21 protein-coding genes are annotated in these 21,254 nt (G+C 75.6%); 10 read left to right on the top strand and 11 right to left on the bottom strand.

What is annotated here, in order from left to right:
- Positions 1 to 284 precede the first annotated feature (284 nt).
- The gene (locus ABD345_RS10860) at positions 285 to 1,751 is read right to left on the bottom strand and encodes an MFS transporter (RefSeq protein WP_344551759.1); all 1,467 of its coding nucleotides are present in this window, start codon (positions 1,749 to 1,751) and stop codon (positions 285 to 287) included.
- A gap of 111 nt (positions 1,752 to 1,862) precedes the next feature.
- Between ABD345_RS10860 and ABD345_RS10855 the strand changes: the two genes are divergently transcribed.
- The 3 genes from ABD345_RS10855 (at position 1,863) to ABD345_RS10845 (ending at position 4,645) form a co-directional block, all read left to right on the top strand.
- Positions 1,863 to 2,324: a MarR family winged helix-turn-helix transcriptional regulator gene (locus ABD345_RS10855; protein ID WP_344551758.1), complete on the top strand. Its 462-nt coding sequence runs from the start codon at positions 1,863 to 1,865 to the stop codon at positions 2,322 to 2,324.
- A 263-nt stretch (positions 2,325 to 2,587) separates the two neighbouring features.
- Positions 2,588 to 3,352 carry a LamB/YcsF family protein gene (locus tag ABD345_RS10850; RefSeq protein ID WP_344551757.1) on the top strand — a complete coding sequence of 255 codons (765 nt, stop codon included), beginning with the start codon at positions 2,588 to 2,590 and terminating at the stop codon, positions 3,350 to 3,352.
- A 279-nt stretch (positions 3,353 to 3,631) separates the two neighbouring features.
- Entirely contained in the window at positions 3,632 to 4,645 is a 1,014-nt protein-coding gene (locus tag ABD345_RS10845; RefSeq protein ID WP_344551756.1) for a DNA gyrase subunit B, read from the top strand.
- A gap of 4 nt (positions 4,646 to 4,649) precedes the next feature.
- On the opposite strand, the gene ABD345_RS10840 is transcribed toward ABD345_RS10845, so the two are convergent.
- Positions 4,650 to 5,321 (bottom strand): B3/B4 domain-containing protein, encoded by a 672-nt coding sequence (locus tag ABD345_RS10840; protein ID WP_344551755.1) that lies wholly within the window; start codon positions 5,319 to 5,321, stop codon positions 4,650 to 4,652.
- Positions 5,322 to 5,340: 19 nt separating this feature from the next.
- Positions 5,341 to 6,177: an EamA family transporter gene (locus ABD345_RS10835; protein ID WP_344551754.1), complete on the bottom strand. Its 837-nt coding sequence runs from the start codon at positions 6,175 to 6,177 to the stop codon at positions 5,341 to 5,343.
- 154 nt (positions 6,178 to 6,331) lie between these two features.
- Between ABD345_RS10835 and ABD345_RS10830 the strand changes: the two genes are divergently transcribed.
- The 3 genes from ABD345_RS10830 to ABD345_RS10820 all read left to right on the top strand — a co-directional run bounded on the left by ABD345_RS10830 (position 6,332) and on the right by ABD345_RS10820 (position 8,574).
- A complete protein-coding gene (locus tag ABD345_RS10830; protein ID WP_344551753.1) occupies positions 6,332 to 6,904 on the top strand; it encodes a GNAT family N-acetyltransferase in 573 nt (190 codons plus the stop codon).
- Between the two features lie 177 nt (positions 6,905 to 7,081).
- Complete coding sequence (locus tag ABD345_RS10825; protein WP_344551820.1) at positions 7,082 to 7,924, top strand: undecaprenyl-diphosphate phosphatase; 843 nt, start codon at positions 7,082 to 7,084, stop codon at positions 7,922 to 7,924.
- A 200-nt stretch (positions 7,925 to 8,124) separates the two neighbouring features.
- Positions 8,125 to 8,574, top strand: a complete 450-nt coding sequence (locus ABD345_RS10820; protein WP_344551752.1) for a VOC family protein — start codon at positions 8,125 to 8,127, stop codon at positions 8,572 to 8,574.
- 8 nt (positions 8,575 to 8,582) lie between these two features.
- Here ABD345_RS10820 and ABD345_RS10815 read toward each other — a convergent pair whose 3' ends face one another.
- Positions 8,583 to 9,584 carry an ArsR/SmtB family transcription factor gene (locus ABD345_RS10815; protein WP_344551751.1) on the bottom strand — a complete coding sequence of 334 codons (1,002 nt, stop codon included), beginning with the start codon at positions 9,582 to 9,584 and terminating at the stop codon, positions 8,583 to 8,585.
- Between the two features lie 75 nt (positions 9,585 to 9,659).
- Here ABD345_RS10815 and ABD345_RS10810 point away from each other — a divergent pair, with 75 nt between their 5' ends.
- On the top strand, positions 9,660 to 10,889 hold the full coding sequence (locus ABD345_RS10810; RefSeq protein WP_344551750.1) for an MFS transporter: 1,230 nt from the start codon (positions 9,660 to 9,662) through the stop codon (positions 10,887 to 10,889).
- 43 nt (positions 10,890 to 10,932) lie between these two features.
- On the opposite strand, the gene ABD345_RS10805 is transcribed toward ABD345_RS10810, so the two are convergent.
- From ABD345_RS10805 to ABD345_RS10795, 3 genes are all read right to left on the bottom strand, one after another.
- Positions 10,933 to 11,679, bottom strand: coding sequence for a DUF1775 domain-containing protein (locus ABD345_RS10805; RefSeq protein ID WP_344551749.1), 747 nt, complete (start codon positions 11,677 to 11,679; stop codon positions 10,933 to 10,935).
- A gap of 10 nt (positions 11,680 to 11,689) precedes the next feature.
- The gene (locus ABD345_RS10800) at positions 11,690 to 13,117 is read right to left on the bottom strand and encodes a HEAT repeat domain-containing protein (protein ID WP_344551748.1); all 1,428 of its coding nucleotides are present in this window, start codon (positions 13,115 to 13,117) and stop codon (positions 11,690 to 11,692) included.
- Between the two features lie 267 nt (positions 13,118 to 13,384).
- Positions 13,385 to 14,869: a DNA-binding protein NsdB gene (locus tag ABD345_RS10795; protein WP_344551747.1), complete on the bottom strand. Its 1,485-nt coding sequence runs from the start codon at positions 14,867 to 14,869 to the stop codon at positions 13,385 to 13,387.
- A 441-nt stretch (positions 14,870 to 15,310) separates the two neighbouring features.
- On the opposite strand from ABD345_RS10795, the gene ABD345_RS10790 reads away from it, so the two are divergent.
- Positions 15,311 to 16,471: an aminoglycoside phosphotransferase family protein gene (locus ABD345_RS10790; protein ID WP_344551746.1), complete on the top strand. Its 1,161-nt coding sequence runs from the start codon at positions 15,311 to 15,313 to the stop codon at positions 16,469 to 16,471.
- A gap of 53 nt (positions 16,472 to 16,524) precedes the next feature.
- Here ABD345_RS10790 and ABD345_RS10785 read toward each other — a convergent pair whose 3' ends face one another.
- From ABD345_RS10785 to ABD345_RS10770, 4 genes are all read right to left on the bottom strand, one after another.
- Positions 16,525 to 17,682 (bottom strand): acyl-CoA dehydrogenase family protein, encoded by a 1,158-nt coding sequence (locus ABD345_RS10785; RefSeq protein WP_344551745.1) that lies wholly within the window; start codon positions 17,680 to 17,682, stop codon positions 16,525 to 16,527.
- 58 nt (positions 17,683 to 17,740) lie between these two features.
- Complete coding sequence (locus ABD345_RS10780; protein WP_344551819.1) at positions 17,741 to 17,821, bottom strand: putative leader peptide; 81 nt, start codon at positions 17,819 to 17,821, stop codon at positions 17,741 to 17,743.
- A 6-nt stretch (positions 17,822 to 17,827) separates the two neighbouring features.
- On the bottom strand, positions 17,828 to 18,322 hold the full coding sequence (locus tag ABD345_RS10775) for a hypothetical protein (protein ID WP_344551744.1): 495 nt from the start codon (positions 18,320 to 18,322) through the stop codon (positions 17,828 to 17,830).
- An 807-nt stretch (positions 18,323 to 19,129) separates the two neighbouring features.
- Positions 19,130 to 19,399: a DUF397 domain-containing protein gene (locus ABD345_RS10770; protein ID WP_344551743.1), complete on the bottom strand. Its 270-nt coding sequence runs from the start codon at positions 19,397 to 19,399 to the stop codon at positions 19,130 to 19,132.
- A gap of 219 nt (positions 19,400 to 19,618) precedes the next feature.
- On the opposite strand from ABD345_RS10770, the gene ABD345_RS10765 reads away from it, so the two are divergent.
- On the top strand, positions 19,619 to 20,161 hold the full coding sequence (locus tag ABD345_RS10765) for a PTS-dependent dihydroxyacetone kinase phosphotransferase subunit DhaM (RefSeq protein ID WP_344551742.1): 543 nt from the start codon (positions 19,619 to 19,621) through the stop codon (positions 20,159 to 20,161).
- A gap of 161 nt (positions 20,162 to 20,322) precedes the next feature.
- Positions 20,323 to 21,252, top strand: coding sequence for an NAD-dependent epimerase/dehydratase family protein (locus tag ABD345_RS10760; RefSeq protein ID WP_344551741.1), 930 nt, complete (start codon positions 20,323 to 20,325; stop codon positions 21,250 to 21,252).
- Positions 21,253 to 21,254 lie beyond the last annotated feature (2 nt).

Below are 21,254 nucleotides of genomic sequence, written 5' to 3'. Positions count from 1 at the left end.
GGCGGACGGCTCCTCCCCGCGCGGGCGGACTCCCGCCGGGACCTGCCGCTGACGGTCGGTCCTCGCGTGGAGGAACCGCTCCCCGGGAGGAGGCCGCCGGGAGTTCGTCTACGCGTAGACGAACTCCTCGCCGCAGGCCCCCGCCCGCCGTTCGTCCACGCGTAGACGATCCCTCTGGAGCCCGGAGAGGTCGGAGAGCCCGGAGAGATCGGAGAGGTCGGAAAGCACGGTGGGCCGCCCGTCCCCGCGGGAACGGACGGCCCACCCGGTGCCGAGCGGGGCGACTACTTCGCGGCCGCGCCCTCGGTGGCGGCGGCCTGCGCGGCGCCGTCCTTCGGGCTGGCCTGGCCCGCGACGCCGCCGCCGGTGACGGCGCGGCGGACGCCCGGGATGGCGAGGGTGACCAGGGCGGCGGCGATCGCCGCGCCCGCGCCGATCACGAAGGCGGTGCGGAAGCCGCTCTCCGACGGCAGGACGTGGCCGTGGAAGTCGGTGGTCATGTGGGCCAGCACCACGCCGATGACGGCGGAGGAGCTGGAGGTGCCGATGGAGCGCATCAGGGTGTTGAGGCCGTTGGCGGCGGCGGTCTCGGAGACCGGGACGGCACCCATGATCAGCGCGGGCATGGCCGCGTAGGCGAACGCGATGCCGCCGCTGATCAGGCAGGAGAAGACCAGCACGCCCCAGGCGTGGCCCATCAGGGCGAGCGCGGAGAGGTAGCCGGCGGTGATGATGACGGCGCCGACCAGCAGCGAGACCTTGGGGCCCTTGGCCTTGGAGAGCTTGGCGGAGATCGGCGAGAGCAGCATCATGACCAGGCCGGCGGGGGCCATCCAGAGGCCGGCGGCGACCATCGACTGGCCGAGGCCGTAGCCGGTGGCGGTGGGCATCTGGAGCAGCTGCGGGGAGACCAGGCTCATCGCGTACATCGCGAAGCCGATCACCACGGAGGCCAGGTTGGTCATCAGCACCTGGCGGCGGGCGCTGGTGCGCAGGTCGACCAGCGGCTGCTGGGTGCGCAGCTCCCACCAGCCCCAGACCGGGAGGACCACGACGGCGACGGCCAGCATGCCGAGGGTGGTGCCGGAGCCCCAGCCCCAGTCGCTGCCCTTGGAGATGGTGAGCAGCAGGGCGACCAGTCCGATGGTGAGCCCGATCGCGCCGACGACGTCGAAGCGGCCGCCGGAGCGGACCGGGGACTCGGGGACGAGGAGGAACACCGCGGCGGCGACCACCGCGCCGAGCGCGGCGGAGATCCAGAACAGCGCGTGCCAGCTGGCGTTCTGGGCGATGACGGCGGACAGCGGCAGGCCGAACGCGCCGCCGATGCCGAGCGAGGAACTCATCAGCGCCATCGAGGAGCCGAGCTTCTGCGGCGGCAGTTCGTCGCGCATGATGCTGATGCCGAGCGGGATGACGCCGGCGCCGACGCCCTGCAGGGCGCGGCCGACCACCATCGGGGCGAGCGAGCTGCTGAAGCCGCAGATCAGCGAGCCGATGACGAGCATGGTGAGGCTGGCGAGCAGGATGCGGCGCTTGCCGTACATGTCGCCGAGTCGGCCGAGCACCGGGGTGGCCACGGCACCGGCCAGCAGGGTGGCGGTGATCGCCCAGGACGCGTTGGCGGCCGTGGTGTGGAGCAGGTTCGGCAGGTCCGGGATCAGCGGGACGACCAGGGTCTGCATCAGCGAGACCACGATGCCCGCGCCGGCGAGCACTCCGACGATGGGGCCGGTGCGTGCCTGACTCATGGGGTACTTCCATCTCTTCAGCTAGATATGCATGATGCACACAATGTGTACCATACATATGGCACCCTCGCGGGATATGCTGCCGAAAAGTGACGCACGGGACGGAGGAGCATGCGGCGCGACAAGGAACTCGCCCTGATCGAACGGGAAATGATGCTGCTCGCCCGCCACCAGGTGCTCGCCACCGCCCGCACCAACGGCGGCCCCGACGCCCTGGAACGCAGTGCGTACACCCTGCTCAGCCGGATCGAGACCGAGGGTCCGCTGACCATCGGCCAGCTCGCCGAGGCGTTCGGGCTGGACACCTCCACCGTCAACCGGCAGACCGCCGCGATGCTGCGGGCCGGTCTGGTGGACCGGATCCCGGACCCGGACGGCGGGGTCGCCCGCAAGCTGCGGATCACCGAGGAGGGCCTGCGCCGCCTGCGCCAGGACCGCGACTGGTCGATCCAGGGCCTGTCCCGGGTGGTCACCGAGTGGACGTCCGAGGACCTGGCGGACTTCGCCGGGGTGCTGGAGCGCTTCAACCGCGACATCGAACGGATCCAGGGCCGCCCCTGGCCGCGCGGCTGACCCCACCGCCCCCTCCACCGCCCGCACCGGCGCCCCGGCACCCGTCAACGCCCGCCGCCCACCGCTCCCCCCGACGGGTGTTGCGCCGAGCGGGTGGACGTGCCGACGCCCCCGCGCGGGCCGGCGGGTAAAACCTGCCGCCCGGGCCGCGACCGCCGCCCCGAGCGAAACGATCAGGCCCTACGATCACCCCCAGGAGCGGACCCCGGGCCCGGATCGGCCCGCGCGCGGAAGGGCGGACGAGGAGAAAAGTGGCCGACGCGGTGATCGATCTCAATGCGGACCTCGGCGAGGGCTTCGGACGCTGGACCCTGACCGACGACGAAGCCCTGCTCTCGGTGGTCACCAGCGCCAACGTCGCCTGCGGCTACCACGCCGGCGACCCGTCCACGATGCGCCGGGTCTGCTCGCTGGCCGCCGAGCGCGGGGTGCGGATCGGCGCCCAGGTCTCCTACCGCGACCTGGCCGGGTTCGGCCGCCGCGCCATGGACGTCCCGCCGGACGAGCTGGCGGACGAGATCGCCTACCAGATCGGCGCGCTCCAGGTGTTCGCCCGCGCGGCCGGCTCCCGGGTCTCCTACGTCAAGCCGCACGGCGCGCTCTACAACCGGGTGGTGCACGACAACGAACAGGCCGAGGCGGTGGTCTCGGGCGTACTGCGGGCCGGGGCGGTCTGCGACGGGCCGCTGCCGCTGCTCGGCCTGCCCGGCTCCCGGCTGCTGGCGGTGGCCGAGGGCGTCGGACTGCCCGTGGTCACCGAGGCGTTCGCCGACCGCGCCTACACCTGGACGGGCACCCTCGTCCCGCGCCGCGAGCCGGACGCCGTGGTGCACGACCCGGAGGCGGTGATCGCCCGCGCCGTCGGCATCGCCCGGGACGCCACCGTCACCGCCGTCGGCGGCGAACCCATCACCGTCCGGGCCCGCTCGCTGTGCGTGCACGGCGACACCCCCGGCGCCGCCCAACTCGCCTGGCGGGTACGGGGTGCGCTGGCCTCCGCGGGCGTCCGGGTCGAGGCGTTCAGCTGACCCTCCCGACGCCCCGTCACGCCCCCGGTCGCGCCTTGCCGCGGCTCCGGAAAATTCCTCGGATTCCCGCTCCTCCGGCCGCCCGGAAAGGCCCCTTCCCGACCTTCCGCCGCACCACCGCGCCCCCGGCCCCCACCTCCCGGTGCGTGGCGGTCTCCTCTCCGCGCAACCCCCCGCCGCAGGCCGCACAGCCCTTCGCCACATAGCGCCTGACCTGGTGTTTTCCCGATTTTCCCCTAGGGTTGGCAGCACTGCGGACCACGTCGGAGGGGACACGTGATGACCGAATACAACGCTGCGCACATCCAGGTACTGGAGTGGCCGGAGGCAGTCCGGAAACGGCCCGGGATGTACGTCGGCTCGACCGGGGAACGCGGGCTGCACAACGCGGCGTACGACGTGGTGGAGGCGGCCGCGAACGAGGTGCTGTCCGGCCGGGCGACCCGGGTCGACGTCACGCTGACGGCCGACGGCGGCCTGCGAGTGGGCCACGACGGCACCTACCCGGACGGCTTGACCCACGCGCTGACCGTGCCCGCGAGCGGCTACGACCGCGACCTGGACCGGCGGTGCATCGCCTGGGGCGGCACCTGCCTGGCCGCCACCAACGCACTCTCCACCCGCCTGGACGTGCGGGAACACCGCGACGGCACCACCGTCCGCCACGCCTACGCCCGGGGCGAGCAGCTCACCCCGCCCACCGGGAGCGACCCGGTCGACGGCACTGTGATCACCTTCCACCTCGACCCGGAGATCTTCGAGGGCGCCGCCCTCCGCTACCACCTGCTGGCCGACCACCTGCGCGAACTCGCATTCCTCAACCGAGAGTTGGATATCACCCTGACCGACGAGCGCGACACCCCGCCGCGCGCCGGACGCTTCCACCACCCCGCCGGACTGATCGACTTCACCACCCACCTCGGCGGCGACCCCGCCCAGACCGTCACCGTCGAAACCACCGACGAACGCATGGGCGGCACCCTCGCCGTCGCCCTCTCCTGGACCGGCCACGGCGGCGTCCACTGCTACGCCAACAGCCGCCCCATGGACGGCGGCACCCAACTTGAGGGCTTCCGGGCGGGGTTGGCCGCCGCCCTGAACCGCCCCGACCTGCCCACCGGGCTGACCGCCGTCCTCTCGATCAAACTCGACCGGCTGGAACTCGAGGGCGCCACCCGACGCACCCTCGGCAACACCCCCGTCCACGCCTGCACCGCCGAGGCCGTGCAGCGCGCGGTGGAGAGCTGGCTGGCCGAACACCCGCAGCGGGCCGCCGAATTGGCGGGGGGCTGACGCCTCAGCCCAGGTACCGGACGGTGACCTGCTCGCTGTGCGGTACCAGCAGGTCGCGCAACTCCCCTGCGGCCTCGGCGAGTTCCGCGCCGTCCATGGCCTCCAGCACGAACAGCACGTCCGTGGACCGTTCGGTGACGCGGGTGCGGTGGGCGTCGCGGTGGTTCCAGTGGCGGGTGAGGACGCCCGCCGCGTCGGCGTAGACCACCTCGCCGGGCTTGGGCTGCTCGACGGTGTCGGGTTCGCCGAGCGGGGTGAACTCCTCGGTGCCGTCGGCGAACCGGATCTCGATCCGGCCGTCGACCGCCGCCAGGTCGAACGCCCCGGCCGGGCGGGCGTGCCGGACGGAGACGGCGTTGTAGGAGTCGACGGCGGGGTTGATCCGGGGCAGTGCGCCCTGCTTGGCGAGGCGGCGGCCGAGCGCGTCCACGCTGGGGCGCAGGCGGCGCGGGTTGGTGCCGAAGGCGCGGTAGGCGGTGTGCCAGGCGGCGATCCGCGGGTCGTGCTCGTCGGCGGGGCGCCAGTCGCCGTCGGCGGTGCGGGCCTCCAGCCGGGCGAGCGCGGCCTCGGTGGCGGGCCAGGGCCGGCCGGCGCGGACGCCGCGGGCGGTGAGGACGGCGATCCGGGCGGCGGGGAAGGCCGCGGCGACGTCGGGGTGCAGGTGCGGAAGGGTCATCGGGGGTCTCCGAAGGGGATCAGGTCAGGGCCAGCAGGCCGACCGCGAGGGCGGCCGCGCCGAGGCCGGCCAGTTGGCCGCGGTGGATGCGTTCGGCGAGGACGGCGCGGGCCAGCAGCACGGTGCCGGCCGGGTAGAGCGCGGTGATCACCGCGACCACGGCCAGGTCGCCGCTGCGGGCGGCGAGCAGGAACAGCACCCCGGCCAGCGAGTCCAGTACGCCGGCGGCGGCCGCCAGGGCGTACCCGGGGCGCTCGGGGCCGAGCCGGCGGCGCCACAGCACGGCGGCGCCCAGGGTGAGCGCGGAGGTGACGGCGCGGCCGACGATCAGCGGGGCGACGCCGCTGCCGGACGGGGCCTGGTGCAGGCAGACCAGCTGGACGGCGATCGCGCTGCCCGCGCCCAGCGCCAGCAGCAGCGCCCGGCGGCTCACCCGCCCCCGGCCGCCGCCCGTACCGGCGCTGACCAGCACCACCGCGAACAGCGCCAGCGGCAGGCCGACCAGCCCGGCGGCGCCCAGCCGCTCGCCCTGCAGCAGGCCGACCAGGACCGGCAGCATCGCCGAGACCAGCGCCGTCACCGGCGAGAGCACGTTCATCGGGCCGATCGCCAGCGTCCGGTACAGCAGCGCGAACGCCGCGGCCGAGGCCACCCCGGAGGCCGCGCCCCAGCCGACCGCCCCGGCCTCGAACCGGGCGCCGAGCAGCGGCCAGAGCAGCAGTTCGACGGCCAGGCTGGCGGGCGCGGCGACCAGCACGGTGCGCAGCACGTGCGCCCGGCGGGCGCCGAGGCCGCCGAGGAAGTCGGCGCAGCCGTAGGCGAGGGAGCTGCCGAGGGCGAGCAGCAGAGCGAGCATGGCACTTCCCGGGTGGTGGGGCGGAATGCTTCGACCGTACAACAGAGTGAACGAAACAGACCAACAGAGTGATCGTCACCCGCATTCCCCGCCCCGGGCCGCCCCACCGGAAAAGCGCTTGCCGCTCCCCCGCCCGCGGTGCTCTGCTCGCCCGGTGACCACCCTCCGCCTGCGCACCGAGCGGCTCGCCCTGCGCCGCCTCACCCCCGCCGACCTGCCCGCCGTCACCGCCCTGTGCGGCGACCCGGAGGTGATGCGGTACATCGACGACGGCCGCCCCGTCCCGCCCGCCCGGGTCGCGGACGAGCTGCTGCCGGGCCTGCTGCGCGAGTACGCCGAACTGCCGGACGGGCTGGGCTGCTGGGCCCTCGACGCGGACGGGCGTTTCCTGGGCTGGGCGGCACTGCGCCCGCCCGGCTCGGTCGGCCTGGACCCGGCGGACGGCCTGGAGCTGGGCTACCGGCTGCTGCCCGCCGCCCGCGGCCGGGGGTACGCCACCGAGGCGGCGTCCGCGTTGGTCGGCGCCGCGTTCGGGGAGCTGGGGGCCGGGCGGGTGGTGGCCACCACGATGGCGGTGAACACGGCCTCCCGCCGCGTCCTGGAGCGGGTCGGCCTGCGCCACGTGCGGACGTTCTTCGCCGACTGGCCGGACCCGATCCCGGGCAGCGAGCTGGGTGACGTGGTCCACGCGCTGACCCGCGCCGAGTGGGCGGCCTCCGCGCCCTGACGCGCGCCGGTGCGAATGGTCCGGTTCGTCCCGGTGCGCCCCTTTGCGATCTTCAGTACATCCGGACCCCTTATCATCTGCCCGCACCGGACAGCCCCGGCCGCCGGACCACCCCACGAGCGAACAGGAAACCGCCATGCTGAGCCTCCGAGAGATATCCGCGGCGGGTGTCCGGTGATCAACTGGTTCCACGCCGCCGTGCTCGGCCTGGTGCAGGGCCTGACCGAGTTCCTGCCGGTCTCCTCCAGCGCCCACCTGCGGGTGTTCTCGGCCCTGGCCGGCTGGGAGGACCCGGGCGCGGCGTTCACCGCGGTGACCCAGCTGGGCACCGAGACCGCGGTGCTGATCTACTTCCGGCGCGACATCGGCGCGATCATCAAGGCGTGGACGCTGTCGCTGCTGCGCGCCGAGTGGCGGCGCGACCAGAACGCGAAGCTCGGCTGGTACGTGATCATCGGCACGCTGCCGATCGGCATCATCGGCAAGCTGTTCCAGGACACCATCGAGACCACCCTGCGCGACCTGCGGCTGATCGGCACCACGCTGATCCTGTTCGGCGTGATCCTGGCGGTCGCCGACCGCTCGCGCGCCGTCCGCAACGCCCGCGGCATCGAGTCGCTGAACTTCCGGCACGCGCTGATCTACGGCGCCGCCCAGTCGCTGGCCCTGATCCCGGGCGTCTCCCGTTCCGGCGGCACGATCAGCGCGGGCCTGTTCCTCGGCTACAGCCGGGAGGCGGCGGCCCGCTACTCCTTCCTGCTCGCCATCCCGGCGGTGCTGGCCTCCGGCGGCCTGGAGCTGCTCAAGATCGGCGACGGCCCGGCGCCCGCCTGGGGGCCGACGATCCTGGCCACCCTGATCGCCTTCGCGGTCGGCTACGCGGCGATCGCCTGGTTCCTGAAGTACATCTCGCACAACAGCTTCACGCCGTTCGTGATCTACCGGATCCTGCTCGGCATCGCCATCATCGCCCTGGTCACCATGGGCACCCTCGACCCGAACGCGGGCGCCGCGCACTGACCCGCCCCGCCCGCCGTCCGCACGGGGACGGGCCGCCGCACCCCGGCCGCCCGTCCCCGTCGCCGTCCCCGCTCCCCCTCGCCCGTCCCCGCTCCCGTTCCCTCTCCCTCTCCTCCCCTCGCCCGTCGCCGTTCCCGGACGACACACCGGGCCCGGGCGGTGGTTGCCGCTCGATCTGACGTGCGATTGGATCCCGTGCCATGACGCTCACCTGGAAACTGGTCGTGGACAGCGCCGACTCCCCCGCCCTCGCCGAGTTCTGGGCCGCCGCCCTCGGCTACGAGGTCGAGGACCCGACCGCCCTGATCGACACGCTGCTCGCCGCCGGCCGCCTCCCCGCCGCGGCCGTGCTCGAACGGGACGGCCGCAAGCTGTTCCGCGGCTACTCGGCCGTCCGCCACCCCGAGGACCCGTACGACCCGGCCAGCGGCGTCGGCCGGGGCCGCCGGATCCTGTTCCAGGACGTCCCCGAGCCCAAGCGGGGCAAGAACCGGCTGCACATCGACGTCCACTCCGACGGTGAACTCACCGCCGTGGTGGAGCGCCTGGAGCAGCTCGGGGCGACCCGCGTCGAGGAGCAGGAGCAGGGGCCGGCCGGCCACTGGTGGGTGATGCGCGACCCCGAGGGCAACGAGTTCTGCGTCGCCTGACCGCGCGCTCAGCCCGCCCCCGGGCCCGCCACCAGCCGGTCGCCCAGCGGCGTGCGGTGGTAGAGCACCCGCCGCCCCAGCCTGGTCCGGTCGACCAGGCCGGTGTCGCGCAGGATCGCCAGGTGGCCGCCGACCGTGCCCACCGACTGGGCCAGCTGCAGGGCGAGTTCGCTGGTGGTGGCGGGCGTGGCCAGGTTCCGCAGGATCTGCGCCCGCCCGCCGCCGAGCAGTCGGGCCAGCGCCCGGCCGTCCCCGGCCCGGTGGCCGCCGTCCGCCCCGCCCTCCCCCGTCCCGCGCGCCGGGTACACCATCGCGAACGGGCGGCCCGGCGCCTCGCACAGCCACGAGCTGCGCTGCGCCGTGACCGGGACGAACAGCATCCCGTCCGGCCCCACCACCCGGTCCCGCCCGGGCCGGTCGCTGAACCGGATCGCGTCCGCCCCGACCCACGCGCTGGTCCGGTTCATCAGGTGCAGGGCGCGCGGCCAGCCGTGCGCGGCCAGCAGCCCGGCCCGGTGGGTGACGTCGCGCCGCAGGGCGGCCCGCCGGGCCGGCCAGTCGGCGGCCAGGTGGGCGTCCCAGACCGCGCGGAACAGTTCCGCCGCCCGGGCGCCGTGGTCGCGGCCGGTGAGCCAGTCCAGGCGCTGGCCCGCCCAGGCCCGCTCCTGCGCGGCGCGCAGCCCCGCCACCGCGACCTCGTCCGGAACCCGCGCCACCTCGGCGAGTTCGGACTCCAGGGCGGTGTCCATCCCCCCGCCCGGCGGCAGTGTCAGGTGGTCCGGCAGGTACTTGGTCGCCGCGACCAGCTCCACCAGCCCGCGCGCGTACCCGTCCCCCGCCAGCCGGGCCAGGAACGCCGGCCGGTGCCGCTGCCACCAGGGCGCGGCCCACGGGTCGGCGTGCGGCCGGGCCAGCTGGACGACCGCGGCCAGCGTCTCGGCGAACGGCGACAGCGCGAACCGGGAACGCGACAGCGCGAGCGAGTCCAACCGCAGCACGACCACGGCCACGCCCTCCCCTCCGGCACCTTTCGGCGGCTCCCGAAACGATAGGGGCCGCGCCCCGCCCGCCCGCACACTCCGCGGGTGCTTCCACCACTCCTTCACCACCGCGCCTTCCGGCGCTTCCTGCTCGGCCGCACGGTCTCGCTGCTCGGCGGCGCGATGGCCCCGGTCGCGCTGGCCTTCGCCGTCCTGGACGCGGCGGACGGCCGGGCCGCCGACCTCGGCGTCGTGCTCGCCGCCCGGACGCTGCCGCTGCTCGCCCTGCTGCTGCTCGGCGGCGCGGTCGCCGACCGGCTGCCCCGGCGCACCGTGCTGCTGGCCACCCACCTCGGCGCGGGCCTCAGCCAGGGCGCGGCCGCCGTCCTGCTGCTCACCGGCCACTACGCGCTCGGCCCGTTCGCCGCCCTGGAGTTCCTGAACGGCGCGCTCACCGCGTTCGGCTCGCCCGCGCTGCTCGGGGTGCTGCCCGAACTCGTCCCGCCCGGGCGACTGCGGCCCGCCAACGCCCTGTTGGGCATGGCCGCGAACGGCAGCAAGCTGCTCGGCCCGCCGCTGGCCGGCCTGCTGGTCGCCGGGGCCGGGCCCGGCTGGGCGGTCGCCCTGGACGCGCTCGGCTACCTGCCCGCCGCCTGCCTGCTGGCCTGCCTCCCGGCCGGCCGGACCGCCGCCACCGCCGCCGCCACCGCTCCGACCGGGCTGGGCCGCGAACTGCGCGAGGGCTGGACGGTCCTGCGCCGGACCCGCTGGATCTGGTGGACCACCTGGTCCTGCTGCGCCACCAACCTGCTGCTGGTCGGCCCCTGGCAGGTCCTCGGCCCGCGGCTGGCCGGGCCCGCCCTGTGGGGCGTCCTGCTCTCCGCCCGCGGCGCCGGGCTGCTGCTGGCGAGCACCGCCGCCTACCGGCTGGCCCCGCGCCGGCTGCTCGCCACCGGCCAACTCGCCGGGCTGCTGCTGCCGTTCCCGCTGCTCGCCCTCGGCCGGCACGCGCCCGCGCCCTGGCTGCTGGCCGCCGCGTTCGGTTCCGGCCTCGGCCTGGCGCTGTCCGCCACCGCCTGGGACACCTCGCTCCAGGAGCACCTGCCGAACGGCGTGCTGTCCCGGGTCTCCGCCAACGCCGACGTGCTCTCCTACCTGGCGATCCCGCTCGGCCAGCTCGCCTGCGCCCCGCTCACCGCCCGTCTCGGCGCCCCCGCCCTGGCCACCGCCGCCGCCCTCGCCCAGGGCTCGCTCACCCTGCTCCCGCTGCTCTCCCCCGCCGTCCGCCGGCTCCCGCACGGCGGCCCGGGAACGGCCGCCGCCACCGCCCGGTGATCCGGGACGGCGGCGGGGTGGTCGTGGCGGGCGGGCCCGGCGCTCAGGCGGAGGGCGTCTTCCGGCGGCGCAGCACCAGGACGACCAGCGCGGCCAGGACGGCGACGCCCGCGATGGTGCCGAGCACGACGGCGGTGGTGCCGGTGCCGTCCTCGCCGTCCTTCGGCGGGTCGGCGACGGCGGAGAGGGTGGCGGCGGCGGACGCCGGGGCCGGGACCGCAACGGACGCCGAGGCGGACACCGAAGCCGAGGCGGACGCCGACGCCGACGCGCTCGCGCCGGCCGCGGCCAGCGGGGTCGCGCCGGGGGCGGCCGCGCTCAGGGCGAGGGTGGGTGCCGGGTGCTGCGGCTCGGTGTCGCCCTGCGGGAGTTCGATCCAGCGGTCGGTGTGGCCGTCGGAGTAGTCGACCAGCGTCTTGAAGACCAGCGAGGTGGCGTCGGGCAGCTGGCGGACCTCGACCGTCCAGTCGGCGGCGGCGCCGGGGGCGAGGGCCGGGCCGGCCACCGCGTAGCCGTCCGCGGTCGGGGTGAGCGACCAGCCGGCCGGGGCCTCGACCAGGGTGACGTCGGCGGGGGCGATCCCGGCGGGCAGCACGACCTTGACGTCGCTGATGCCCGCGGTGGAGGACTCGCCCTCCGCGGAGAAGGCCAGCCGGGCGTCGACCGCGAGCGCCCGGGCGGTCGCGGACTCCACCTCGACGTGCGCCGCCGCGGTTCCGGCCGCGCCGAGCAGCAGGCCCAGCGCGAGGGCGGGCACGGCGGACCGGCGGAGGACTCGTGAGCGCTGCATGGCAGGAACCCTACCGGTCGCGCGCGGTCAGGCGGCCGCGCACGGCGGCGTGCACCTCGGCCTCCTCGGCCGGGTCGGCGGCGAGCCTGCGCAGCCGTTCGAGGACCCGGACGTCGCCGGTGGTGGTGACGTGGGTGGCGGCCAGCTCGCGGGTGGACTCCTCGCAGTCCCACAGGCACTCGACCGCGGGGCCGGCCCCGAAGTGGGGGTCGGTGGCGGCGAGCGCCTGGGCGGCGCGGCCGCGCAGCTCGGAGGAGGCGGCCTCGCCGTAGACGTGCCGCAGGGCGGGGACGGCGGCGGCGGCGCGCAGGCGGCCGACGCCGTCGACCAGGCTGCCGAGGGCCGCGCCGGTGACGCCGTTCAGCGAGATCCACTGGTGCAGTCCGGCGACGACCAGCGGGGCGTCGCAGCTCTCGCCGGCGTCCGCGAGGAGGCGGACGGCGGCCTGGGCGAGGGCGCTGTCCGCGCCGCCGGTCGCCGGGTCGGCCCAGCGGCGGGCGTGCGCGAGCGCCTCGGGACCTCGCATCCGGCCGAGCAGTTCCAGGGCGGCGCGCACCACCCGGTGGTCCAGGTCGGCGGCGGCGGCCTCGATCAGCGCGGCGGCGGCCGGGTCGCGTTGCTCGACCAGGTGCCGGAGCGCGGCGCAGCGGGCGCCGGCCGGTCCGTGCGCGGCGGCGTCGTGCAGCAGCGGCGCGTCCTCGGGGCGGACCACGGCGGTGAGGCAGCGGGCGGCCGCGGCGGCGCGGCGGGCCAGGGCGTCGGGCGCGGTGCCCTGGCCCTGGTCGGCCCAGGCGAGCACGTCGGCGGTGGACCAGCCGGGGGTGACGCCGGGGCGGGCCAGCTGGCGCTGCCAGAGGTCGAACGGGGACTGCTCGCCGGCGACGGCGACCCGCGGGTGGTGGGCGGCCCACAGCCGCCACACCCGGGGCTCGTACGCGGCGCGGACGGCTTCGCGCAGTTCGGCGTCGCCCTCCGGGCCGACCGGGAAGCGGTCGAGGACGGCGGGGGCGAGGGCGAGCAGCGCCTCGTCGGTGTCGCGCAGGGCGAGCTCGTCGAGGGCCCAGGCCCAGTTGGCCCCGGTCGCGGTGTAGGCGCGCAGCAGGTCGAGGGCGTCGCGGCGGCCGTAGCCGGCGAGGTGGCCCAGTACGGCGAGGGCGAGGCCGGTGCGGGCCTCGTCGTCGTCGAGGTCGTCCTCGGGCGAGTGGAGGTGGAGCTCGATGCCGGTGAGGGGGGCTTCGAGCTCCATGTAGAGGCGTGCGTAGTACAAGGAGCGGTTCTCGACCTGCCAGTCGGCGCGGGGGTCGTTGGTGACGCAGCTCTCGACGGCGGCGATCGCCTCGTCGCGGTCTGCGGCCAACGCATGCAGCTGCCCGTCTCCGCGACCTCTCTGGAGGAGGCCGAGGAGGCTGGCGCTGGGCGCTATCACTGGCTCGAACATGAGGTCAGCATCCGTTGCGGCGGTCGTCGTGGCAACGGGATTTCCGTCGCCGGGGTCGGTTGGCACAGCTCAGGCGCCCGGGCGCCGGAATCACCGAAGGTTACCGCCTGGGTGGCCGATCTGCACACAGGGCAACGGTTCTGCCCCGCCCGACGGCGCCGGGCCGGGTCCGTCCGTACGGGATCGACCCCTTCCACAATGGGACGTGCGTTCGGACACGAATCGGATCGGCCCGCAGCCCGGAAAGCCCCGCGGGCCGACGGGGGGTCAGACCGTCCGGGGGTTCCTGGGGACGGGGAGGACGGCGTGGATCTGCTCCCGGAGCTCGGCCACCGCGGGCAGCCCCTGGTACCGGGTGGAGAGCCGGTACATCTCGCGCAGCCGGTCCCAGGTGCGCTTGGAGGAGGTGTCGTTGATCGAGGCCAGCGCCAGCTTGGCCTGCACCTGGGCCTCGTCGGGCTCGCCGGAGATCCAGTGGATGGAGGCCAGGTTGATCCGGTCGAGCAGCGCGGAGCGCTCCCGCCCGGTCGCCTGGCGCAGCCGGATCGCCTCCCGGGCGTGCTGGAGGGCGAGCGGGACGGCGCCGGGGTCGTGCTCGGCCAGGGTGCGGTACACCAGGGCCTGCATGCCGTGCAGCTCGGCCTCGTTGAACAGCTGCATCCAGCTGGGCGGGGGTTCGGGGGCGTCCTGGACGAACAGCCGCTCGGCCTCGCCGAGCACCCGGCGGGTGGCCTCGGAGCGGCCGAGCGCGGCCTGCGCCCAGGCTTCGACGGTGTGCAGCATGGCCCGGGTCTGCGGCAGGGTGCCGTCGGCGGGGCCGGCGCTGGCGTTGGCGAGCTGCATGAGTTCGAGGGCGTCGTCGGCCCGGCCGAGGTGGAGCATCTGGCGGGCGGCGCGGGAGATCGCCTCGCCGGCCCGGGGCCGGTCGTCGGCCTCCCGGGCGGCCTGCGCGGCGATCACGAAGTAGCGCTGGGCGGTGGGTTCGAGGCCGACGTCGTGGGACATCCAGCCGGCCAGCACGGCGAGGTTGGCGGCGACCGTCCACAGTCGGCGCTCCAGCGCGGGCGGGTGGCCGTGGGTGAGCAGGCCGCCGACCTCGTTGAGCTGGCCGACCACCGCCTTGCGCTGGAGCCCGCCGCCGCGCGAGGCGTCCCAGGCCCGGAACACCTCCACGGCGCGCTCCAGGGCGGCGACCTCCTCGTTGCCGACCGGTCCGGGTTCGTAGACGTCGAGGACGGGGCGGGGCCCGCCCCGGGCGGGCACGTGGCGGGGCCCGGGGCGGGCGGCCGCCTCGGCGACCTCCCCGCCGGTGAGCCAGTCGTGCAGGTTGTCGGCGATGACCGCGCCCGCCGCGAGGGCGGCCGAGGCGCCGACCAGTCCGCGTCTGTTCAGCATGAGGTCCATTCCCGTGAACTCGGTGAGGACCGCGGCCGTCCGATCCGGTGCCCAGGGCTCCTTCGGCGGTACTGCGCTGCTGCCGGACCTGGTGGGCCGGTGTCGTTCGAGACCGAGGTCCTCGGTGGTGACGACACGGCCGAGCCGCTCCGTGAACACGGCGGCCAGCACCCTCGGCACCGGGTCGCGCGGGATCTCTCCCTGCTCGATCCAGCGCCGGACCCGGGAGGTGTCGGTGGACAGCTGCTGCTCGCCCAGCGCGGCACCCCGCCGGTTGACCAGCCGGGCCAGCTCGCCCTTGGACCATCCGGTCAGGGCGAAGTGGTCGGCCAGTCTGGTGTTCGGCCCCTTGCTCAACTGAAGCCCCCAGGATCCTCGGCTGGCCACCGACACTAATGGCTCTGTCACTTGCCAGGCGACCATTCGCCAGGGTTCGCCAGGGTGCGCTACGTGGTGTGCCAGTGCCGTCCGGGTGTCAGGTAGGTATGCGCCACCCCGGTTTCGCACCGGAACGGCCCCCGACCGGCCCGGACCCCGATCCGACGGTACGTCAGGAGGCCGTCCGGGAGCAGCGTTCCGGGGGGTGGCGCGACCGGGTGGCGCGGGGGCGCCGGGCAGGGCGCGGTGGGCACGGGACGGACGCACTCCCCAGGGTGCGGGCGGTTCCGGCGCACCGCGGACCGTGCCCGGCGCCCGCGTCCCACCCGGTGGCCCGACCCCGCGGACCCGGGCCCGTGCAGCTCCCGGATCCGCCGCTCCCCGCTTTGCCGCCGGTCAAGGAAGGACCCTCACCAGCCCATGTACTCCACATCCAGCACCGGTACTCGCTCGTCCGCCCCGGCCGGGGCGGACGGCGCGACCGTACGCCCGTCGCGCTCCCCCCTGCGCCCCCCGACCGCCGGTGCGGGCCGGCCCGCGCCGCGCGGCGCCGAGCTGCGCGACCCGCGCGGGCGCACCACCCTGGTGACCCGGCCACTGGTGGACCAGGCCGGGCGGCTGGGCCGTCCCGCCGCGGGCCGGGCCCCGGAGGCGTTCGTGGACCGGGTGGACCCGGCCGCGCTGCAGACCCCGGCGGTGCGGGCGGTGCTGGCCAACGTCGCGCGGATATGTCCGGCGTTCCTGCCGCGCCAGGTGCTGCGCGAGGGCAGCCGGCACATCCTGATCGCGGGCACCATCGGCCGGGCGCCGGTGGTCGCGAAGTGCCTGGCGCCGGCGGCGATGCGCGGGGAGCGGGCGGAGCAGCTGATCGAGCGCTTCCACCACGAGGTGGCGGTGTACCGGGCGTTCGTCCGGCACCGTCCGCCGGTGCGGCTGCCCCGGCTGGTGGCGGCCGACCACGACCGTTGCGTGCTGGTGCTGGAGCGGGTGCCGGGCCGTCCGGCGGCCCGCGAGCGGCACCCGGTGAACGCGCCGACCCCGGGCGAGGTGCGCGCGGTGCTGGGCGCGGTGCGCACGCTGAACCTGTGGCGTCCGCCGACCGACGTGTTCGGCAAGCCGATGGACTACCAGACCGAGATCGCCCGGTTCCACTCGCTGGGCCTGCTGACCGACCGGGACGCGGGCGACCTGCGCGGCCTGCTGCACGGCCTGTCCTCGGTGCCGTGGCAGCTCAACCACGGCGACGCGCTGCTCGGCAACGTGCTGCTGGCCCCGTCCGGCCCGGTCCTGCTGGACTGGGAGCAGGCCGGCTGGTACCTGCCGGGCTACGACCTGGCGGTGCTGTGGAGCGTGCTCTCCGGGGACACCGCGGCCCGCCGCCAGATCAGCCAACTCGCCCAGTCCGGCGGCACGCTGGCCCGGGACGCGTTCCTGGTGAACCTGGTGCTGGTGCTGATGCGGGAGCTGCGGCTGCACGACGTCCCGGGCGCGGGCGAGGAGCAGCGGATCATGATCCGCCGGCTGTACGACGACGCGGCGCTGGCCCGCCGCGCGGTGCGCGCGGCGGTCGGCACCCGGTAGCGGTTCGGGAGCCCGGCGGTCGGCACCCGGTAGCGGGTCCCGACCGGCGGGTTTCAGCCACCCAGCAGGGCTTCGCCGAGGGCGTCCAGCACGGCGTCCTCGGCGGGCAGTTGGGCGCGCAGGCTGAGGGTGTCGCGCAGGTGGCGCTCCAGCGGGTGGCGGCGGTCGAGGCCGGCGCTGCCGGTGAGCGTGAGGGCCCGCTGCACGGTGTCGCCCGCGGTGCGGGCGGCGAGCAGTTGGACGGCGGGGGCCCGGGTGGCGGCGGCCGGGTCGGCGTCGGTGCGGGCGGCGAGGCCGTGCACGAGTTCCTCGGCGCCGGTGAGCGCGGCGTCGAGTTCGCCGAGCGGGCGGCGGTGGGCGGCGGCGGTGTCGCGCAGCCGGGCGGCGGACCAGTCGAGGGCGGCCCGGGCGGTGCCCAGCAGGATCGCGGCGAGGGCGAGTTGCCGCCAGGCGGCGGCGACCGGGTCGGGTGCGGGGGCGGCGCCCCGGGGCAGCAGGACGGCGTCGGTGCCGACCCGGGCGTCCTCCAGCAGGACGTCGTGTCCGGCGGCGGCGCGCAGGCCGAGCTGGTCGGCGGCGGGGTCGATCTCCAGTCCGGGGCTGTCGGCGCGGAGCAGGAAGAGTCCGGTGCGCGGCTGGGCCTCGGCGGTGCGGGCCTCGACGACCAGCCAGGCGAGCGCTTCGGCGCCGGGGCAGTAGGGGGCGCGGCCGCCGAGCCGCCAACCGCTGCCCTGCCAGTGCGCGGTGACGGCGGGCGGCCGTCCGGCGGCGGCGCGCAGGGTGCCGACCAGGGCGGGGCCGCGGCGGGACTCGGTGAGCAGCCGCCGGTAGAGCGCGGCGGGCCAGGGCGCGGTGCGGGCCTGTTCGGCGTGGTGGAGCAGGGTCTGCGCGGTGAGCAGGGCGACGGAGGCGTCGCCGCGGCCGAGTCTGGCCAGCACCCGGACGGTGTCGGCGAGCCCGGCGCCGGGTCCGCCGTGGCGGCGGCCGACGGTGAGGGTGAGCAGTCCGGCTTCGTGGACGGTCTCGACGCCCTGGTAGGGGAAGGTGCCGTCGCGGTCGTGCTCGGCGGCGCGGGCGGCCAGCAGGTCGACGACCCGGGGCAGCCGGGCGAGCGCGCGTTCGACGGCGCCGTCGGTGCCGTCGGCGGGCGCGGTCGTGCCGGCGGTCGCGGCGGGGGTGGGGACGGTCGGCTGCGCTGCGGTGCGGGTCATGGCGGTGGGCCTCCGGGCCGGGCGGCGTGGGTGTCGGGCGTCCGTGACGGTGGGGGTGTCAGGAAGCCGGACAGACCGCGCCGGCGGTGCGCCGGAGGTCCACGTGCAGGCGTCGGGTCAGCAGTAGCGGCCGGGGCATCGGGTGTCAGCCCTGCTGGAACATCTCCGCCGGAAGCGGCTTGAGGAGCTGGTAGAGATCGTCCGAAATCGGCCGGTCCCAGGAGGCGATGGTGACCTGGACGCCGTCGCTGCGGCCGAACTGGGAGCAGTAGAGCCGCCCCTCGGTGACCTTGACCTTGCGGACGATCAGCAGGTCGTCGCCGAGCATGACCGGGAAGTCCTCGGCCGAGACGAAGTCGACCTGCTCCTCGTTCTCCAGCGAGGCGAGCAACTGCCGGGCCTCCAGCGGGACGCCGTCCTCGCTCTCGCGGGCGGGCGACTCCTGCGGGACGTTGCCGATCAGCATGGCCGGGCCGCGGCCGCCGAGCAGGTCGTACTGCAGGAAAATGCCTTGGCAGGATCCGTCCTGACCGGCCAGGATCATGGCACCGAAGTCGCCGGGCCAGTCGCCCGGATCCATGGCCAGTACGTCGAAGTCCGGGCCGGCGGGCTGTCCGGAGCGACGGCGGAGAAATGACATGGGCCCATCGTACGTGCCCGGTGGGCGGGGGCCGGTGCGCGGGTCCGCGATCAGGCCGAGATCTACGCTCAGGGACCAATGTTGACTCTGAGCAACCGTCCGGGCTACGTTCGGTTCAGCACGACGGCCGCTCCGGGGCGAGATCCACAGGGGGCGGCTTGTCGCAGCGTGCCTTGCGCGCATTCCCTCACTGCGCACGCGGTCGTGTGAACTCAGAGCACCATTTGCTGATTCAATGGTCCTTGGACGGTTCCTGGAGCCTGCGGGTGATTCCGGCTGGCTCCGGACCTTCGAAGTGCCTCCGGGGCGCCCCCGGGATCGGCATCACAACATCATCCACAGAACACCCAGAGCCAGGTTCGCGGGCCCTTCGCCGTCGCGTTCGCGAACCTTGCCCGGATCACCGCCGCGTGGGGGCGTGCGGAATCCGGGCTCCGGCCCAGCCGGGGAGTCGCTCTTCCCGGTCGGGTCACTCCCGTTGTGACGGCTGCCGCACCTGGTGCGGCAGGGGTTGGGAGGGCCCGTCAGCGGCGCCGTTGACGGGCAGCACAAGCGGGCGCCGTGCCTATACCGCGTGGGGGCGGTAGGCACGGCGTCTGCCTGCTCTTACTGTGCTGGCAGGCTTGTCGACCAGTCAACAAGATTCGGCCCATCAGAACTCTTTTGTAACCTCGGCGTATGCCCACTCGTCACCTGCGCGCGGGTTTCTGGGCTGCGCGGTTCCCGGGCCGGGGCCCGGTCCGGTTCCCGGCGGGGCGGCCGACCGGCCGTCCCGGGGACGGCCGGTTCGGGTCGGTGCGCGCCCGCCTACTCGCCCTGCTGCTGCGGCGCTTCCTGCGGCTGGATGTCGAACTCGCCGTCCCGGGCGCCCAGCACGAAGGCCCGCCACTCGGCGGGGGTGAAGATCAGCGACGGGCCGTCGGGCTCCGCGCCGTTGCGCATCGCGATGTACCCCTGGACGAAGGCGATCTGCACGCCCTCCTCGTCCCCCGGGGCGTTCAGCCACTCGGCGCCGCTCACGTCCAGTTCGATCTTGCGGCGCTCTTCCGCCGCCTGGGCCGCTTCTGCCGGCGTCATCCGCACGTCCTTCCGTTCCGTCCTGCCTGCCTGTTCGGGCACCAGCGTAGCCAGTCGGGGCCGTCCGGTCCGGGCGTTCCTCCCCTGTGGGCCCGCGGGCGGGGGGACTGCGCCGATCCGGCCCTCCGGCGGCGACACCTGTGCTAGGGGCCGCGTTCCGGACGGCGGCCGGGTGAGGATGGGGTGACGAGCAGTCAGCCACCCACCCGGGAGCAGCCGATGGACCAGCGGGACGGCAGCCGCGCCGACGTCATCCCGATCACCACCGCGCCCTCGGCGCCGCCGGTGGGCGCCGCGACGGGCACCGTGACCGTGCCCGCGCCGACCGTGCCGCGGCCCTCCCGGCCGGCCGGGCACGGACGGGTGGGCCTGGTGCTGGTGTCGCAGAGCCAGGAACTCGCGGACGCGGTGCGGACGCTGGCGCTGGCCCTGCTGGAGGGGGGCGACCCGGCGCCGGTCGCGGCGACCGGCGGCGCGCTCGCGGACGGGCCGGGCAGCAGCGCGGTGCTGGTCGCGGCGGCGGCCCGGCGGGTCGACCAGGGCCACGGCGTGGCGGTGCTGTGCGACCTGGACGGCCCGGTGCGCACGGTGCTGACCGTGCTGGCGGCGGCCGACGAGCACGGCCTGCCGTTCCCCACCCGCTTCGCGGACGCCCCGTTCGTGGAGGGCGCGGTGGCCGCGGCGGCGACCGCGACCGCGGGCGGCGACCTGGCGGCGGTGCTGGACGCGGCGGAGGAGACCGCCCGTCGGCCGAAGCGCTGACGGCCCTCTCCCCCGTCCGTCGGCCGGAATCTGTCCGATGGGTTGGTTTGGCCGCGACTGTGCGGATTTCGTGTACGCCGGGCCCGGCCGCGCCGCTAGAGTCGGCCGCACCGGCCCGGCGGGGGGAGTCCCCGGGCCCGATCGAGGGGTGGTGCGGGTCGATGCGCGTGGTGGTCACCGGCGGGGCGGGGTTCATCGGAGCCAACCTGGCCAGGGAGTTGACGTCCCGTCCGGAGGTGGCGGAGGTCCGGGTGGTGGACGACCTGTCCACCGGCAGCAAGGCCAACCTGGCGGGGGTGGACGTCACCTTCTTCGAGGGCAGCATCCTCGACCCGGCCCTGCTGGACGCGGCGTTCACCGGCGCCGACGCGGTGGTGCACCTGGCGGCGCTGCCCTCGGTGCCGCGCTCGATCGCCGCCCCGCTGGCCAGCCACCGGGTCAACGCCACCGGCACCCTGGAGGTGCTGGAGGCGGCCCGCCGGGCGGGCGGCCTGTACGTGGCGGCGGCGTCCTCCTCCTCGGTCTACGGCGCCAACCGGGAGCTGCCCAAGCGCGAGTCGATGCGCCCGGTGCCGATGAGCCCGTACGCGGTCTCCAAGCTGGCCGCCGAGTCCTACCTCGGCGCGTACCACCACTGCTACGGCCTGGGCGTGCTGCCGCTGCGCTTCTTCAACGTGTTCGGGCCGCTGCAGGCCGCCGGGCACGCGTACGCCGCCGTGGTGCCCGCCTTCCTGGACGCGGCGCTGGCCGGGCGGCCGGTGACGGTGCACGGGGACGGGCGGCAGAGCCGCGACTTCACCTACGTCGGCACGGTCACCCAGGTGCTCGCCGAGGCGGTGCTGCGCCGGGTGGTCTCCGCGGACCCGGTGAACCTGGCCTTCGGGACGCGCACCTCGCTGCTGGAGCTGATCGACCTGATGGGCGGGGTGCTGGGCGCCCCGGTCGCCGCCGAGCACGTCGACCCGCGACCGGGGGACGTCCGGGACTCGCAGGCCGACAACGCGCGGCTGCGCGAACTCTTCCCGGACGTGCTGCCCGTCCCGCTGGACGAGGGGCTGCGGCGCACCGCGGACTGGTTCCGGACCCTCTAGCA

The sequence above is a fragment of the Kitasatospora saccharophila genome (genome assembly GCF_039529925.1).
Lineage (GTDB): Bacteria > Actinomycetota > Actinomycetes > Streptomycetales > Streptomycetaceae > Kitasatospora > Kitasatospora saccharophila.
The sequence above is the reverse complement of the archived record's forward strand: the minus strand, read 5'-3'. Positions and strand labels throughout refer to the sequence as shown.